General features: G+C 68.7%; 13 protein-coding genes and 1 pseudogene. 7 read left to right on the top strand and 7 right to left on the bottom strand.

Annotated features, from left to right (window positions below; all coding sequences use genetic code 11):
* The first annotated feature begins 2 nt into the window (after positions 1-2).
* Positions 3-938 carry a ribosome-inactivating family protein gene (locus ABZ470_RS29405; RefSeq protein WP_362915458.1) on the top strand — a complete coding sequence of 312 codons (936 nt, stop codon included), beginning with the start codon at positions 3-5 and terminating at the stop codon, positions 936-938.
* Positions 939-1,513: 575 nt separating this feature from the next.
* Here the strand turns inward: ABZ470_RS29405 and ABZ470_RS29400 are convergent.
* Entirely contained in the window at positions 1,514-2,137 is a 624-nt protein-coding gene (locus ABZ470_RS29400; RefSeq protein ID WP_362915455.1) for a helix-turn-helix domain-containing protein, read from the bottom strand.
* A 521-nt stretch (positions 2,138-2,658) separates the two neighbouring features.
* On the opposite strand from ABZ470_RS29400, the gene ABZ470_RS29395 reads away from it, so the two are divergent.
* The 3 genes from ABZ470_RS29395 to ABZ470_RS29385 all read left to right on the top strand — a co-directional run bounded on the left by ABZ470_RS29395 (position 2,659) and on the right by ABZ470_RS29385 (position 4,860).
* Positions 2,659-3,276 carry a pentapeptide repeat-containing protein gene (locus ABZ470_RS29395; protein WP_362915453.1) on the top strand — a complete coding sequence of 206 codons (618 nt, stop codon included), beginning with the start codon at positions 2,659-2,661 and terminating at the stop codon, positions 3,274-3,276.
* 187 nt (positions 3,277-3,463) lie between these two features.
* Entirely contained in the window at positions 3,464-4,402 is a 939-nt protein-coding gene (locus ABZ470_RS29390) for an NADP-dependent oxidoreductase (protein WP_362915451.1), read from the top strand.
* Positions 4,403-4,416: 14 nt separating this feature from the next.
* Positions 4,417-4,860, top strand: a complete 444-nt coding sequence (locus tag ABZ470_RS29385; protein ID WP_362915449.1) for a MerR family transcriptional regulator — start codon at positions 4,417-4,419, stop codon at positions 4,858-4,860.
* 298 nt (positions 4,861-5,158) lie between these two features.
* Here the strand turns inward: ABZ470_RS29385 and ABZ470_RS29380 are convergent, their stop codons facing one another.
* The 4 genes from ABZ470_RS29380 to ABZ470_RS29365 form a co-directional block, all read right to left on the bottom strand.
* Positions 5,159-5,992, bottom strand: coding sequence for an oxidoreductase (locus tag ABZ470_RS29380; RefSeq protein WP_362915447.1), 834 nt, complete (start codon positions 5,990-5,992; stop codon positions 5,159-5,161).
* Positions 5,989-6,837 carry a helix-turn-helix transcriptional regulator gene (locus ABZ470_RS29375; RefSeq protein ID WP_362915445.1) on the bottom strand — a complete coding sequence of 283 codons (849 nt, stop codon included), beginning with the start codon at positions 6,835-6,837 and terminating at the stop codon, positions 5,989-5,991. The genes ABZ470_RS29380 and ABZ470_RS29375 overlap by 4 nt, the downstream gene beginning before the upstream one ends.
* Positions 6,834-7,289 carry a nuclear transport factor 2 family protein gene (locus tag ABZ470_RS29370; RefSeq protein WP_362915443.1) on the bottom strand — a complete coding sequence of 152 codons (456 nt, stop codon included), beginning with the start codon at positions 7,287-7,289 and terminating at the stop codon, positions 6,834-6,836. The genes ABZ470_RS29375 and ABZ470_RS29370 overlap by 4 nt, the downstream gene beginning before the upstream one ends.
* A 191-nt stretch (positions 7,290-7,480) precedes the next feature.
* A complete protein-coding gene (locus ABZ470_RS29365; protein WP_362915441.1) occupies positions 7,481-7,630 on the bottom strand; it encodes a hypothetical protein in 150 nt (49 codons plus the stop codon).
* Between ABZ470_RS29365 and ABZ470_RS29360 the strand changes: the two are divergent.
* A pseudogene (locus ABZ470_RS29360) lies at positions 7,602-7,709 on the top strand (IS3 family transposase); the annotation flags it as partial. The gene ABZ470_RS29365 and the pseudogene ABZ470_RS29360 sit on opposite strands and share 29 nt — an antisense overlap.
* A 268-nt stretch (positions 7,710-7,977) precedes the next feature.
* On the opposite strand, the gene ABZ470_RS29355 reads toward ABZ470_RS29360, so the two are convergent.
* Together ABZ470_RS29355 and ABZ470_RS29350 are read right to left on the bottom strand one after the other, a co-directional pair.
* Positions 7,978-11,283: a hypothetical protein gene (locus tag ABZ470_RS29355; protein ID WP_362915438.1), complete on the bottom strand. Its 3,306-nt coding sequence runs from the start codon at positions 11,281-11,283 to the stop codon at positions 7,978-7,980.
* A 35-nt stretch (positions 11,284-11,318) separates the two neighbouring features.
* A complete protein-coding gene (locus ABZ470_RS29350; protein WP_362915436.1) occupies positions 11,319-11,762 on the bottom strand; it encodes a hypothetical protein in 444 nt (147 codons plus the stop codon).
* A gap of 79 nt (positions 11,763-11,841) precedes the next feature.
* Here ABZ470_RS29350 and ABZ470_RS29345 point away from each other — a divergent pair, with 79 nt between their 5' ends.
* Together ABZ470_RS29345 and ABZ470_RS29340 are read left to right on the top strand one after the other, a co-directional pair.
* On the top strand, positions 11,842-12,525 hold the full coding sequence (locus ABZ470_RS29345) for a response regulator transcription factor (RefSeq protein WP_362915434.1): 684 nt from the start codon (positions 11,842-11,844) through the stop codon (positions 12,523-12,525).
* Positions 12,515-14,227, top strand: a complete 1,713-nt coding sequence (locus ABZ470_RS29340; protein ID WP_362915432.1) for a HAMP domain-containing sensor histidine kinase — start codon at positions 12,515-12,517, stop codon at positions 14,225-14,227. Before ABZ470_RS29345 ends, ABZ470_RS29340 begins: the two co-directional genes overlap by 11 nt.
* The last annotated feature ends 72 nt before the right edge of the window (positions 14,228-14,299 follow it).

Here is a 14,299-nt window from a genome sequence, read left to right as displayed (position 1 = left end):
GTATGCGGCACATGGTTGGTTTCGGTAAACAAAAGATCGCACAGCGGCTGGGCTCGATCCTTCTTTCCCTGACCTGCGTCCTGGGTCTGGTCCAGGTCGGGGCGGCGGGCCCGGCGAACGCGGACACCACGTCGCGGTGGACGATAATGAATTGGGACATCGACACCCTCAACGATGGCGGGCTGGGCGCCGCGCAGTCCTACGGCGAGATGCTGAACGACCTCCGTGACCTCGCTGGAGAGGAGGTGAGGAACAGGTACTGGGAGACGGAGACGGTGGACGATCACTACATCGAGCTGCAGATAGAGAACAACGGCGACCACTTCCTCAGCCTGTACTTCCGCTCCTCCAACCTTTACTTGGAGGGCTTCACCGTCCGGGGCCAAAACTACCAGTTCAGAGATACCCCCGACTCCCTGATGAGGGAGTTCATCCGGCACTACAGAGCCGGCAACCTGGCGTTCGACGTCCTCGGCTACTCCAGTAGCTACGGCGAATTGGACGCCCAGGGAAACCGCGGCAACGCCCATTTCACGACCGCCGACCTTTACCACTACTTCTACGAAATGATTAACTTCACGGCCGCCACCCAGAACAACCACCGCCTGCGCCTCGCCAACATCATCGCGGCGACCTCCGAGGCCGTGCGCTCCGGGTGGATCCGAAGGCGTATCCAGACCGTCCTCCACTACGGCTCCCACATCGACGAGAACGGGGGACGGCAGACCACGCTCGGCGGGTTCGGGCTCGCACTTGAGAACAACTGGAGTCGACTGTCCCGCCTGGCCTACCGGAGCCGGGCAGGCTCCGCCAACTCCTCCGATTACGTCAACATCAACGGCTACTCCTACCAGAGCCTGACCGACATCACTCTCGGAAACGTCCCACGCCGGATACCCTCCCTTGAGGGCCTGCTCGCGCTCGGCAGCTCCCACTGACCCCACCCCGAACGAACAGGACCACGCGCCGCACGCGGAACCGGCGTCCAACACCACGTTCAACCGGGGTGTGGTAAAAATCCGGCGCTCACCGAGGTTCCGGTGCGGGGACGGTGGCCAGGCACGCAAACCCGCACATCGTCGGATCGGAGTCGTCCCCATCACCCGGGTCCGACGGCGCCCGTCCGGCATCCAGAACGTGAAGAACCCCCGGCCACGTCATCCGCCGGGGGTTCTTCCGCTGCCAGGGACGCCCGCGGACGGCGGCCGCGGCAAGGACCAGCCCCGCACGGCTCCCTCCTCGACGGTGGAGCCCTTGGCGCGCTTGTGCAGATGGCGATGCGGTTTGCGGACGGTGCGTCGGTGTGCAGCGCCCGGATCGCCGTGGTCGGAGCGGTCCGGGACCGCTCCGGCCTGGGGCTACGGTGAACCGCGGAACCGGGCGCCGACGCCGACGGCACTCACCGGTCCTGGCCCGCCGGTAAGGCCGGTCCCGCCGGCCGCCATCTGTGGTGTTCCCGCAGTTCAAGGCCGTTCGCCGTCCGCACGACAACGACATCGACCCGCTTCCGACGTCACCGCCGAAGGGAATCCCCAGCGGCGGATTGCGTGCGCAGCACGCGGGACAGGAGGACCTCCTCGAGGTCCCGGAGTGGGAAGCTCGCATCTTCGGCAGCCAGGGACAGCCCGCCGCGGATCCCGGCGAGCAGGAGGAGGCGATCTCCTTCAGGATCGGGCGAATGGCAGTCCCGCAGAGCCTGGGCCAGGGAGTCGAGAAGGTCGACCGATTCCTCGTCGGCTTGCGCGGCGCGCAGGACCTGCCGCGCCTGGGGGTCGGCCAGCAGGGCCGAGACCGCACGCCCTTCTTCGACCTCCTCGGGGGAAACGTCCAGGCCCAGGAGCGCCGAGCGGACCAACAGGCGCAATGCGGCGGCGGGTTCCGCGCCAGGGGGAGCGGCCAACGCCGCCAGCGCGGCGCGGGTCCGGTCGCGCCAGCTGTTGGCCACGTCGAGGAGCAGGCCGTCCTTGCTGCCGAAGTAGTGCGAGGGCAGACCGCTGGCCACTCCGGCCCGGGCGGCGACCTGTCGCAGGGTGGTGGCGTGGTAACCCTGCTCGGCCATCAGCAGCACCGCCGCCTTGCGGATACGGGCGCGGGTGGCTTCACGAACGGCGGCCGATGCCTCGGGGGTTCTGGGCATCGCCCTCCTCGGGATCTGAGAGTGAACCGTCTTTCAACATACTCTGACGCCGAGTATCCATCCGTCGCCGTTCGTGTATATTGAACGTGCGATCAATCAAAAAATAAGATCACATGACGCATCGGATCGCCCCGTTCCGTATCGCTGAGGTGCGGAGCGACCTCGACGATCTGCCTGCCGTCGGGCCGACACCCGTCGGCTGACGGATCTGGCCGGCTCGGATTGGAACGACGGGTCCTGCCGTACCCGCGGGATCTCGCCGTCTGCTGGAGGACCGGCTGCTCCGCACGCCACCGGGCCATCCAGGCGCCGGGGGGCAGACAGTCACCTTCGCCGTACGGCGAGCCGGTGCGTCCCGGCCATCGAGTTCGCTCGCGCCTGTCTGTGCGGCTGAGGCCAGCTCGCCACCTGCGGTAGCAGCTGTCCGGCGCGGTGGATGGGCGGTGCGGACGCGCGGGTGGTCTTGGCCCCGGCGCGTCCGGCCCCACAGGGAAACACATGTTTGATCTTTGGAGGATGTCATGGCCGACCGTGTGCACGGAGTCCCCGCCCCGCCGACCACCTCGGCCATCGAGTTCGCCGACTGGGACAGCGAGGACCTGTCGGGCCGGGTCTACGAACGCGTGGCCTTCCGCGAGGTGGACCTCACCGAATCAACCGGCGATGGAGCGGTCTTCGTCGAGTGCACATTCCGCTCCGCCCGCTTCAACGCCTCGACCTACACCGACAGCGCGTTCCTCAACTGCACCTTCACCAACAGCTCCTTCTTCGACGCGACCTTCACCCGCTGCAAGCTCGTCGGCAGCATGTTCGACCGGTGCACCTTCGACCTGCTGAAGGTCAAGGGAGGGGACTGGTCGCTGACCGGCCTGCCAGGGGCACCCCTGGGCTCGGCGTCCTTCGTCGATGCGCGCATGCGCGAGGCGGACCTGACCGGAGCCCGCTGCGAAGGCGCCACCCTGCGCAACGTGGACCTGTCCGGAGCGCTGCTGCACAGCGCCGACTTCACCCGCGCCGACCTACGCGGCAGCGACCTGTCCACGCTGGATCCCCTCGTGGTGCGACTCGGCCGCGCTCGCGTCGACATCACCCAGGCCGTTGCCATCGCCACGGCCCTCGGGCTGAACGTCGAACCGTAGCCACCGACGGACGGGATCGGCTTCGGCGGTGGAGGATCACGCCGCCGTGGTGGCGGGTGCAGGCCTCGACGAAGGTGCGGTCGAGGTAGTCAGTGGTGGTGTGATCGCTGGTACGGCTACCGCGGGCTTCGTCGGGGCGGCCGCGGGGTTGACCTTGACGTCCAGGTCAAGGTTTAGCGTCGGCCGCATGACGCGAACACGCGAGGTGCGCCTGGTCGCCAAAGGGCGGTTGGAGATCGTCGAGACGGTGCTGGAGGCTCCGGGGCCGGAGCAGGTGCTGGTCCGCAATCGGATGATCGGGCTGCGGGCCGCGATGGGACTGCTGCTGACGGGTGGTGCTCCCGGCATGCAGGCCTACCAGGAGGGAAAGGCGCTGTGGGGGCCGGCCGTCGGTGAGGTCGTCGCCGGTGAGCTGCCGCCGGGCACGCTGGTCGCCCACCCGCTGGGCTGGAGGGAGCATGCCGTACTCGACACCGCGCGGGTGCGGGTGCTGCCCGCCGGGGTCGATCCCGTGCTGGGGCTGGCACAGGCCGAGCTGGCCCATGCCGCGCTGACGACGGTGGGACTGAGCGCAGGAGAGACGGTGTTCGTCTCCAGCGCCGCCGGGTCGATCGGCTCGGTGGTGGGCACCCTGGCCAGGCGGCTGGGATCCGGTCGGGTGGTGGGCAGCGCCTCGGCGGGGAAGCTGTCGTGGCTGACCGGACAGGCGGGATTCGACGCGGCCTTCGACCGGACGGAGACGGATCTGGTCGCGGCGTTGCACCATGCCGCGCCCGAAGGCGTGGACGTGTACCTGGACCTGACGGGCGGAGCACAGACGCGGGCCGTCATAGAGGTCGCCAATCCCGGCGCGCGAATCATGGCGATCGGCACTCTGGACTCCCACAGGAACCAGGTCGAGATCGATCTCACGACGCTGATCGCCAAACGGATCACCCTGCGTGGGTTCACCCCGCGCGACCACCCCGCGGCGCTGAAGAGGGCGGAGCGAGAGATCGGGGCATGGTCGCGACAGGGCCTACTGGCCGTGCCGCACACGGCTTTCCACGGCTTGGAGCAGACCGGCGCCGCACTCGCCGGGCTCCTGGACGGTGCGCACACCGGTACCGTCGTGGTGAAGCTGTAGAGCGGGGGTCAAGAGTGCGGATCGGGCAGGCGGCACGCGCTGCGGGCACCACGACGCGGGCGCTGCGCTACTACGAACAAGAAGGACTGCTTCAGGCACCGCGCACCGCGGCCGGGTACCGCGACTACAGCCAGGACGACATCACCCGGGTGCGCAACATCCGCGAACTGCAGGGAGTCGGATTCACCGTGGAGGACATCCGCCTGTTCGCCGAGTTACTCGACCGGCCCGTGCCCGCGACCTTCACGGTCGTCGACACCGAGGTGTGCGGCACCGCGATGCGAGTGGCCCAGGACCGGCTGACCGTTCTGGGCGAGCGGATCGAGCGGCTGACGACCCTGCACGGCCAGCTCGCCGGCCGCCTGTACGGCGAGCCCGGCCATGCCGTTCCCGCGCTGACCGTACCGGTCGCGCCGGTGACGCCATCCGAGACGGAAGCCGTGGACAAGCTCCCCTAGATATCGGCGGTGCGCTGCGTGCCAGGCCACGTGCGCCCCGAAGAGGTCAGATTTCCCGGTGGTACACACTGCTGGACACCGGGGCCGCGCCGCGATGAGGTCGCGACATCCTGTGCCGGCATCGGCGGGGCCGGGGTCACCGGCGACGCCACGGCGGTCGGCGTCGCCTGCGAATACGGCGTCGATCTGCGGACCATCGAGCTGGGCATCTCCAGCCAGGCTCCCGCTCGCCCCACCGGGGTCGACGGGGCCGAGCTCACCAGGGCGATCGTGGCAGTGGTCGCCCTTGTGGATCGCTTCAGGCAGCGCCGTAGTCGGTGGAGGTGGCCAGCTCACGCCAGACGGCCAGCTCTTCGGCCCGGGCGCGCAGCACGCCGTCCAGCACCGCTACGCAGTCGCTGCCCAGTGGTAGCTTCGCGGGTGCCTGGTCGGCGTCCACGATCGAGATGATCGCCTCGGCGGCCGCCACCGGATCTCCAGGCTGGTTGCCGCGCCTGTCCTCCAGATGAGCGGCCAGAGCGCGGACGGTGCCGTCGTAGGCGGACAGGGGACGTTCGGCATGCCGGAAGCTGGTGGTGTTGAGGAAATCGGTGCGGAAACTGCCGGGCTGCACCGAGGTCACCTTCACGCCATACGGGCGGACCTCCTCCGCCAGCGCCTCGCAGATGCCCTCCACCGCGTGCTTGGTGGCGGCATAGGCCGACAGCCCGGCCACGGTGGAGATGGCCGCGACGCTGGACAGATTGATGACGTGGCCGGCGCCCTGGCCACGCATGATCGGCAGGACCGCGCGGGTGACGGACAGCAGTCCGAAGACATTGGTGTCGAACAGGCGGCGCACCTCCGCATCCGAAGTCTCCTCCACCGCGCCGAGCAGGCCGTACCCGGCGTTGTTGACCAGCACGTCGATGCGGCCGAAAGCAGTCACCGCCTCGGCCACGGCCGCCTCGACCTGCCTGCTGTGGGTGACATCGAGACGGGTGGTCAGCAGGCGCTCGCCGTACCCCTGGGGAAGACGATCGGTGCCGGGGTCGCGGACGGTGGCCACCACCTGGTGACCGGCCTCCAGCGCGGCGATGACGATCTCACGGCCGAAGCCGCGGGAGGCTCCGGTGACGAACCAGACGCTCATAAGTGCTCCTTCTCGGCGGTAGCCGATGTAGTGGTGCTCGCATGGTGGCTACCCAACAGGGCCAAGGCGGTGGCCGCGGGGCTGCCCGGGTCGGCCTGGTAGACGATCAGTTGCTGGCCGGGGCTGGAGTTGACGGTCAGGGACTGGTAGCTCAGCTCCAGCTCCCCGACCACGGGGTGGTCGAAGCGTTTGATCTCGGAGACCTTGTTGCGCACGTCGTGACGCGCCCACAGGCGGGCGAAGTCGGCGCTCTTCAACGACAGCTCGCCGACCAGCGCCACCAGGGCGGGATCATCGAGATCGTGCCCGGTGCCGGCGCGCAGTGCCGCGACGCAGCTCTCGGCGATCATCGGCCAGTCAAGGTAGAAGGCACGGGCGGCGGGGAGGAGGAAGACCGCCTTGACCAGGTTGTCCTGCTCTCCCGCCCAGGAGAACAACGCTTCGCCGAGCGGGTTGGCGGCCAGCTGGTTGAGGTACCGGTCGAAGATGAGGGCGGGATTGGTATGCCAGCCGTCCATGAGCTGTATCAGCGACGCGTCGGCGTACTCCCCCTTGCCGGGGCGAGGCCGCCGTGGCGTGGGGGCGGCCAGGGTACGCAGGTGGTCGGCGGCGTCCGGGTTCAGCCCGAGCGCCACGGCCAAGGCTTCGACGACCTGGGCCGAGGGGCGGCGGTCACGACCCTGCTCCAGCCGGATGTAGTAGTTGGTCGACACTCCGGCCAGCATGGCGACCTCCTCCCGGCGCAACCCCGGCGTACGGCGCTGCCCCACGGGCAGGCCGTGCTCCTGAGGGTCGGCGGCGGCGCGCCTGGCCCGCAGGAAAGCGGCCAGCGGACCGGCGGTCACGAGAAGGATCCAAGACTGTCGACGCCCGAGGTCCAGGACATGGTCAGGTGCTGCCTGGCGACCCGCCAACCGGCGTCGGCACGGACGAACTCCCAGGTGTAAGAGCCGCCCATGTCGAAATGAGCACCCGCCTCAGCGGTGTCGGGGACGCCGACGAACAACATGTAGCCGACGCCGGTGGCGCGGTCACCGTCGATCTCGAAGTGAGTGTTGAGCAGGTAGTGGAACATCGCGGCGTAGGAATCCTCCGCCTCGATCACCGTCGCCTTGATGGTGCGGGCGCCGTGCAGAGGCTCCCAGGGGCCGAAGGCCAGTTCGGCGTCCTCGGTCCAGCACCCGATCCAGGTGTCGTAGTCCTTGTGGTCCAGAGCTCGCCAACCCCGGACCAGCAGGCCGCGGAGTTCCTCCTTGTCCATCAGATCGGTCAGCGCCGTGGCGCGTTCGGTGGTCATGGGCCAACCGTAGGAGTGGGCTGCTCCGCCTGGGTAACCTCGCCACTCCCACCCATGTGGAACACCTCGCGGCATGACCAGTTAGTCGTGGAGAACCACAACGGCGCCGGTGACAAGATCTTCTACGAGCGCTGACGACCTCGTGCATGATCGCGATGAGGGCATGGCCGGCTGAGGTAACACTCCATTGATCACGTTTTCTGTCCTTCGAACCGGGCGGAAGCGGCCGGATGATCGGCCTTCCGCTGGTCGGGCAGAAACGCGACCACGGCCCGGACGCGCCGGATCCAGTGCACGACCATCGCCTGCACCGCCCGCCTGGCCGTGTTCGGCTGGATCACCCGCTACAACACGGTCCGACGGCACTCCCGGCTCGGCCGGCTCAGCCCGATCGACTACGAGAAGGCGACGGATACCTGAGGTCTGCCGCCTGAAATAGGCGTCCGCGTTCACGGGGGAAGGCCCGGTCCCAGGAGATGTTGGACGGCTTGCCCGGGTTGGAGCGACGGGTGTGGACCTTCAACCGGGCGATCGGTGTGGCCTGCCGGGCAGGCTGTGCCCGCACAGGATCAGGACGATCGCGGTCGCGGCGGTCGTGGCCCTGCGGACCACGACCGCCGGTGGTCGAAGAATCATGCCGGTCAACGATCGGCGACAGTTGTCAGGAAGTCGTCAGGAGCGCATGGAGTCAGAGCCTGAACGGGTTGCCGTGGAGGGCGGCCAGCAGGAACCAGGCGGTGGCGCCGGTGTGCCGTGAGGCGTAGTAGAAGTCGCCGCCGCCGTCGACCCCGAGGCCGTCACCCGAGGCGGCGACGATGGCCTGCCCGTCGGCATTGGGGGCGCTCTGCTGGGCGGTGAGCAGGGTGGCTTGGAGCAGGCCCGCCCGGTACTCGTCATCCGGCGCGTTGCGCTGGTGGTAGGCGGCGATGAGATGCGCGGTGCCCTCGAACCAGACCTTGGAGGTGTCCACGTTGCTGAAGCTGAGCCCGGTGAAGGGGCCGTGGGTGGCGGTCAGGTTTTTCGCCGCCCAGTCCATGGAGCGGGCGTAGCGCGGGTCGAGCGTGGCCAGGTAGCTCCAGACCTGGATGTCCCCGGGCACGAAGCTGGTGTTGAGCGTTTGGCCGTCGTCGGTGGTTCCGGTCCAGAGCCGCCCGTCGGCGTCCTGCATGCGACGGACGAAGGAGAAGGCCTTCTCCGAGCGCAGCGTCCACGTCTTGTCGCCGGTGAGGGTGGCGAGCATGGCGAAGAACGCGCCGACGTCGATGTTGTGCTCGGTGGACTTCCACAGGATGCGGATCATGTTGGCGCCACTCTCGTCGCCGTTGCGGTAGCCGCCTCGGTAGCCGCCGAAGGAGTCGTCAGCGGTGGTGTTCGTGACGATCCAGTTCGCCGCTTTGAGCGCCCCTTGCAGGAATCGGTCCTCGCCGGTCACGTGGTAGAGCCGGGCGAAGGCCATGCCGGCCCAGGCCATGTGCCCGGTGTAGACCGCGAACCCGCCCACGTACGGCTGGCCGGTCCTGGTGACGAAGGGGCGGGGCAGGTAGGAGGCACGAATGCGGCCGTCGGGATTGCTGTCGTTCTCCTGGGCGTACAGCAGGGCCTCCCCGAGCCGGGTGGCGTAGCGGCGGTCGTCGCCGATGTCCCGGTGCAGGTAGGCGGAGATCATCACGGCGTTGTCGTAGGTGAAGGACGACTCGTAGCCGTCGGGGCCGAACCTGCGATCGCTGAAGTACCCGCCTTCGTAGCTGGGCGGCACGCTGATCTCTTCCGGCGTCGCCCATTTGTCCTGAGCTCTGTGAAGAAAGGAGTAGGCGCCTTTGACGGCGGAGTCGGGGATCGGGTTCTTGACAGGTCTGGCGTCGAGCCCGAAGATCCGGAAGGTGCTGCCGAGCAGGTCCTGGGGGCTGGTGCTGGCTTTCACCGGAGCCTGGTTCTCTTGGCTGGCCGGAGCGAGCACCGCCCAGCGTGAGGGCCTGATCTGCCTGTTGTTGTAGCTCCACGACTGGGCGGCGTCACCGTAGCGGCACGGCTCCAGGAGGACGTTCGCCGAAGAGCCCGGGTCGGTGAGGCATTGACCGGTGGCCTTGTGGACGAGGTGCACGCCGGTGGCTCTTCCGGACGCGTCGATCATCCAGCGTTCCTGGTTCTGCGGGAAGGCGAGCTCGCCGGAGAGTTCCCTGAGCACGGGCGTCTGGCTGGTCGCGGTCAATGTTCGGCTGCCGGCTCGGTCCAGGATGGCGAACTCGGGGGACGGCGGGAACCCGGCGCGGGGCTGGTCGGGATGGAAGGCGGCATCCAGAAGCCATCGCTGCCGGTCGGATCCGACGCACTGCTCCACTCTGGGGACGGGGTCCTGCCCGGTCGGCATGGTCAGGCAGGTGTGGTTCTTGACGTTGACCAGCCAGTACGCCCCGAGGCCCGCGGAGTGGAACTGCCAGTTCTGGAAGGGGTCGGCCCAGTGTCCTCGCTGGCGCAGATAGGCGCGATTGCCCTCTACGTCGAGGGCTTGGCCGGTCGAGGACATCAGCAGCCAGCCGTTCGTCCTTCCCCGCTCCAGCCACCAGGCCTGACCGGGGTGCGTGAGTGTCGTATCGCCGTCGGGGCTCGCTCGTCTGGCCTGGAGTTCGGCGGGGACGTTGGTACCGGCCCCCGTGGCCGGGGTGGACAGGTAGGGCCGGTCGGTGTCCGCGGCGGCGCGGATGGTGATCCGTGAGGCGAGGTCGAACGGGCGCGGCTCCACCGGCTCGCCAACCGTGGAATCCGGGAGCGGGTAGAGGCTCATCATTGTCTTGCCACCGATCGTCAGGGTCCCGCAGCCGAAGCCCCAGTCGGTGAACTTGGCGTCCAGCTTCCGCACGAGCTGGTTGAGGCAGTCGCCGAGCGCCTGCTGGCCGTAGAAGTTGGGGTGGATGGCTTCCTGCTGCTCGCCTTGGGAGCCGGGCAGGCCCGTCGCATAAGGGATCCAGCGGATCCATTCAGCGTCATGGAAGGGGACTCCCTCGGCTCCGGTGGACTGCCGGACCCGCTTACTGCACAGCTCGTGTCCTTCAGCGGCCTGTGACAGGTCGAAGAAGACCGCGCCGTGGTCGGCCGCCGCCTTACGCAGCACAGTGGTGATCCCCGGGAGGATCGTCTTGGCGGCCCAGCGGGAGGCGGTGTCGGTGAAAGGGCAGCCGCCTTTGGCGTACCGGTCGTGGGAGGGTCCGCCGGAACCGTCGGGGTAGCGGTTGTCCTCGGGGAGCGCGATCGGGTTGGGGTAGGACTGCAGGACCAGGCGGTACTCGGTGGAGGTGTAGCCCCGTTCGGCCATCGTCGATCGGATCTTGTCCAGGACGTTGCCGACCTTGTAGCCGAGGGTGCCCAGGCTGTTGTCCAACGCCGCCTGGTGGGTCTCCGGGCAGTCCTTGGTGAGCGGGTTGCTCGGAGCGAGGAAGTAGACGGTGCAGGCCTTGATGATGTCGGAGAAGCCGATGTCGTTGCCGCCGATGGAGACGACGATCAGCTTGACGTCGTTGTTCTGCGCGACCTCGTCGAGCTGGTCGATCTGCGGGGGTTCGCCCTTGAAGGTGTCGGTGAGGAGATCGTCGGTGGTGGCGCCCGAGCAGGCCAGGTTGATCGTTTTCGTCTGCCAGAGCTGGACGCCGGTGATCTCGGCCGAGGTGGAGCGATGGCAGCCGTTGCCGGTGCCCGCGGAGGTGTCCTTGTTGTCCACGGTGTAGGTCTTGACGCCGCGGTCGGTGTCCCAGGCGTTGCCGCCGCCGTACTGACGGGTGTTGGCGTTGCCCGCCCAGCGACCCGCCTCGCCGGAGATGAAGCTGTCGCCCATCGAGACCACGGCAAAGGGCGCGTTGGGGGAGGCCATGCGCGCCTCGGCGCTGCCGGGCACGCCGAGCCCGTACATGATCATGATGAGGGCTGCCGCGATCGCCGTCATCCGGCGCGGAAAAGCGCCCCCGCCGCGGACGGCGGGGGCCGGGGGTAAGTGATGCGTCATGGCGGCAACGGTTGCCGACTGCTGTTAGGAAATTGTCAGGGCGAGAACGCTTTGACCTTGCAGTCCCGTTCGACCGCCTTCCACCGGGGGGCGTCCGCCTGTTCTGGGCGGCCGTAGCTCCAGGTCGTGCCGCCGGGGTCGGCGCGGGACTTCAGGCCAGGGGCGTTCATGCACAGGAGCCGGTCGCGGAAGTTGAGTTCGGGCGGGTGGATGGGTCGCCGGCCTTCGCAGGCCTTCATGGCCTTGGGGTACAGGCTCGGGTAGGTGGCAGGGTGGATCCGCTTGGCGCCCGGGACGCGGTTGAAGGGGGCGCCGTGGTTGCGCAGGCACCGGAACCAGGCGTGGAACAGGCGGTTGGACTCGGCTTCCTGGATGTTGAGGCGCAGTTGGGGGCGCCCCGCCGTACGGGCGGTGGGGAAGGCGGTCGGCGCGGCCATGGAGAACAGGGCCGCGATAGCGATTCTGCAGGTATTTGGCATGAAGATGATGATGAGCAACAAATGTCAGAATGTTGTCAGTACGTAACTTTTCTCCGGTCCACGCTTTATGATCAGCCGTGTGTGCGCTCATGTGCTGATCGCCGAGGACAACGCCAAACAGGCCGACATCGTCCGGCGCTACCTGGAGAGCGATGGGCACACCTCGACCATCGTCCGCGACGGCCTGCTGGCACTGGACGCCGTGCGGAGCGCGCCGCCCGACCTGCTGCTCCTCGACCTCACACTGCCGGGACTCGACGGCCTCGAAGTCTGCAGACGGCTTCGGGGGGACAAACCGGAACTGCCGGTGCTGATGCTGACCGCCCGCGCCGACGAGGCGGACCTGCTGCGCGGCCTCGACCTGGGCGCCGACGACTACATGACCAAGCCGTACAGTCCGCACGAGCTGCGGGCCAGGGTCCGCGCGCTGCTGCGGCGCGGTGCGCGGACCAGGACGGTACGCCGGGTCGGCGCGATCGAAGTGGACGAGGAACGCCGCGAGGTGAGCGTCGGCGGCGTCCGCGTGCCGTGCACCAGGGACGAGTTCGAGATCCTGCTGGCCATGGCGGCAGAGCCCGGGCGGGTCTTCACCCGGGCACAGCTCCTGGAGCGCACCGGCGGATACGGCCGTGACTCCACCCACCGGGCCATCGACGTGCACGTGATGAACCTGCGCAGGAAGATCGAGGCCGATCCCCGGCGGCCGTGCTACCTGGTGACGGTCTTCGCCGTCGGCTACAAACTGGCCGCCGGTGCGTCGTAAGGGCCCGCCGCGGTGGAGCCTGCTGACGCGGCTGCTGACCATGTCGGCGTTGATCTCGGTCGGCTCGACGGGGGCCACGGCGTGGCTCGCCGTCCAGTCCACGACGCGGGCGATACGGGTGGAACAGGGACAGATCCTGGCGCACGACACCGCCGTCTACGACGCGCTGGGCGGCTATGCGGTCACCCATTCCGACTGGAGCGGGGTACGGGAGACCGTCCGGGAACTGGCTCGTCGGACCGGGCGCAGGATCGTGCTGACCACCCGGGAGCGCGAGGTGATCGTCGACTCGTCGCCCGGCTCGCCGCCGCTCACCCAGATCTCGGCGGCCATCGACCCGCTGCAGAAGGGCAAGCCCATCGACCCCCGGATCGTCGGGCCGTACCGGCTGACCGGCTGGGAGCGGAAGATGGTGCGCAAACTGGCCGACTGGCGGGTGAAATGCCTGCGCGGGATGGGGATGACCGCGAGCCGGACCGACCTGGCCAGCGGCCGGGCCTCGGTGGACGCGGGGGTCTACGGTGACTTCTACTGCCTGGCGCCCGAGATGGAACGGCCCACCCCGACCGAGGTCTCGGCGTTGAAAACGCTGACCGGCCTGGTCAAGACCTGTATGCGCCGCAAGGGCGTCAAGCTGGCCTATCTCGGTATCGAGTCGGATTTCTCGTGGACCACGGGAAAGCGGAAGGTCAGCTATTCCAAGATCCAGGCGTGTGTCGACGAGGGGCGGCGCGATCAGCTGCTGCCGTACGTCACGCCCCCTGCCCTGTTGTTCGTCGGGATTCCCGGCGCGGATCCGAACCCGGCCTTCGATCTGTCGCCCGCCAACATCGCCCGGATCGTCGGGGTCTCGCTGCTGGTGCTGCTGGTCACCCTCTCGGTCACGGCGCTGTTCGCGGTTCGGCTGGTCAGGCCGTTGCGGGCGTTGACCAGGGCCGCCCAGCATCCGACCGGGCGGCAGCCGAGGGTCAGCGTCCGCAGCCGTGACGAGGTCGGTCACCTGGCGATGGCGCTCAACGAGCTGTCGGAGCGGCGCGAGCGCGCGGAGGAGCAGCGCAAGGCGATGGTCAGCGACGTCGCGCACGAGCTGCGCAACCCGCTGACCTGCATCAGGGGCCTGCTGGAGTCGGCCGGGGACGGGCTGGTCGAGCTGGACGACGAACTGGTCGCCTCGCTGCTGGAGGAGGCGGGGCTGCTGCAGCGGGCCATCGAGGATCTCCAGGTGCTGGCGGCGGCCGACGCGGGCCGGTTCCGGCTGGAGCGGGAGCGGGTGGATCTGGTCGCGTTGCTGGCGCAGGTGGCCGCGGCGCATCGCGGTCCGGCCAGGGTGGCGGGGGTGACGTTGTCCGCGCGGGCGCACGGCGAGGTGACGCTGATCGCCGATCCGGTACGGCTGCGCCAGGCGGTCGGCAATCTGGTGTCGAACGCGCTCCAGCACACGCCGCCGGGCGGCCGGGTGGCGGTCGAGGCCAGGCGGGAGCGCGGCCAGGTGGTGGTCGAGGTGAGCGACACCGGCACGGGGATCGGACCGGCCGATCTGGACAAGGTCTTCCAGCGGTTCTGGCGGGCGGACGGCTCCCGGACCGGGAGTGGTCTGGGACTGGCGATCGTCCGGCAGCTCGCCGAGGCGCACGGGGGGACGGTCGAGGTGGCCAGCGCGCCGGGCGAGCTGACCGTGTTCGTCATGCGCCTGCCCGGATGAGCGGGCCCCAGGCGGCCATTGAGCTGATCATGTTGATGTTCGGCGGGACCAGCAAGGGCGAGCGCAACCGGA

Origin of the sequence: Streptosporangium sp. NPDC020072 (genome assembly GCF_040631445.1) — a bacterium.
Lineage (GTDB): Bacteria > Actinomycetota > Actinomycetes > Streptosporangiales > Streptosporangiaceae > Streptosporangium.
This window is presented reverse-complemented; position numbering and strand designations above follow the sequence as displayed.

Bases quoted from the DNA above. Each gene is read 5' to 3' on its own strand.
- ABZ470_RS29370 (WP_362915443.1), bottom strand. From the start codon at position 7,289: ATGACCACCGAACGCGCCACGGCGCTGACCGATCTGATGGACAAGGAG.
- ABZ470_RS29405 (WP_362915458.1), top strand. From the start codon at position 3: ATGCGGCACATGGTTGGTTTCGGTAAACAAAAGATCGCACAGCGGCTG.
- ABZ470_RS29400 (WP_362915455.1), bottom strand. From the start codon at position 2,137: ATGCCCAGAACCCCCGAGGCATCGGCCGCCGTTCGTGAAGCCACCCGC.
- ABZ470_RS29380 (WP_362915447.1), bottom strand. From the start codon at position 5,992: ATGAGCGTCTGGTTCGTCACCGGAGCCTCCCGCGGCTTCGGCCGTGAG.
- ABZ470_RS29350 (WP_362915436.1), bottom strand. From the start codon at position 11,762: ATGCCAAATACCTGCAGAATCGCTATCGCGGCCCTGTTCTCCATGGCC.
- ABZ470_RS29395 (WP_362915453.1), top strand. From the start codon at position 2,659: ATGGCCGACCGTGTGCACGGAGTCCCCGCCCCGCCGACCACCTCGGCC.
- ABZ470_RS29390 (WP_362915451.1), top strand. From the start codon at position 3,464: ATGACGCGAACACGCGAGGTGCGCCTGGTCGCCAAAGGGCGGTTGGAG.
- ABZ470_RS29355 (WP_362915438.1), bottom strand. From the start codon at position 11,283: ATGACGCATCACTTACCCCCGGCCCCCGCCGTCCGCGGCGGGGGCGCT.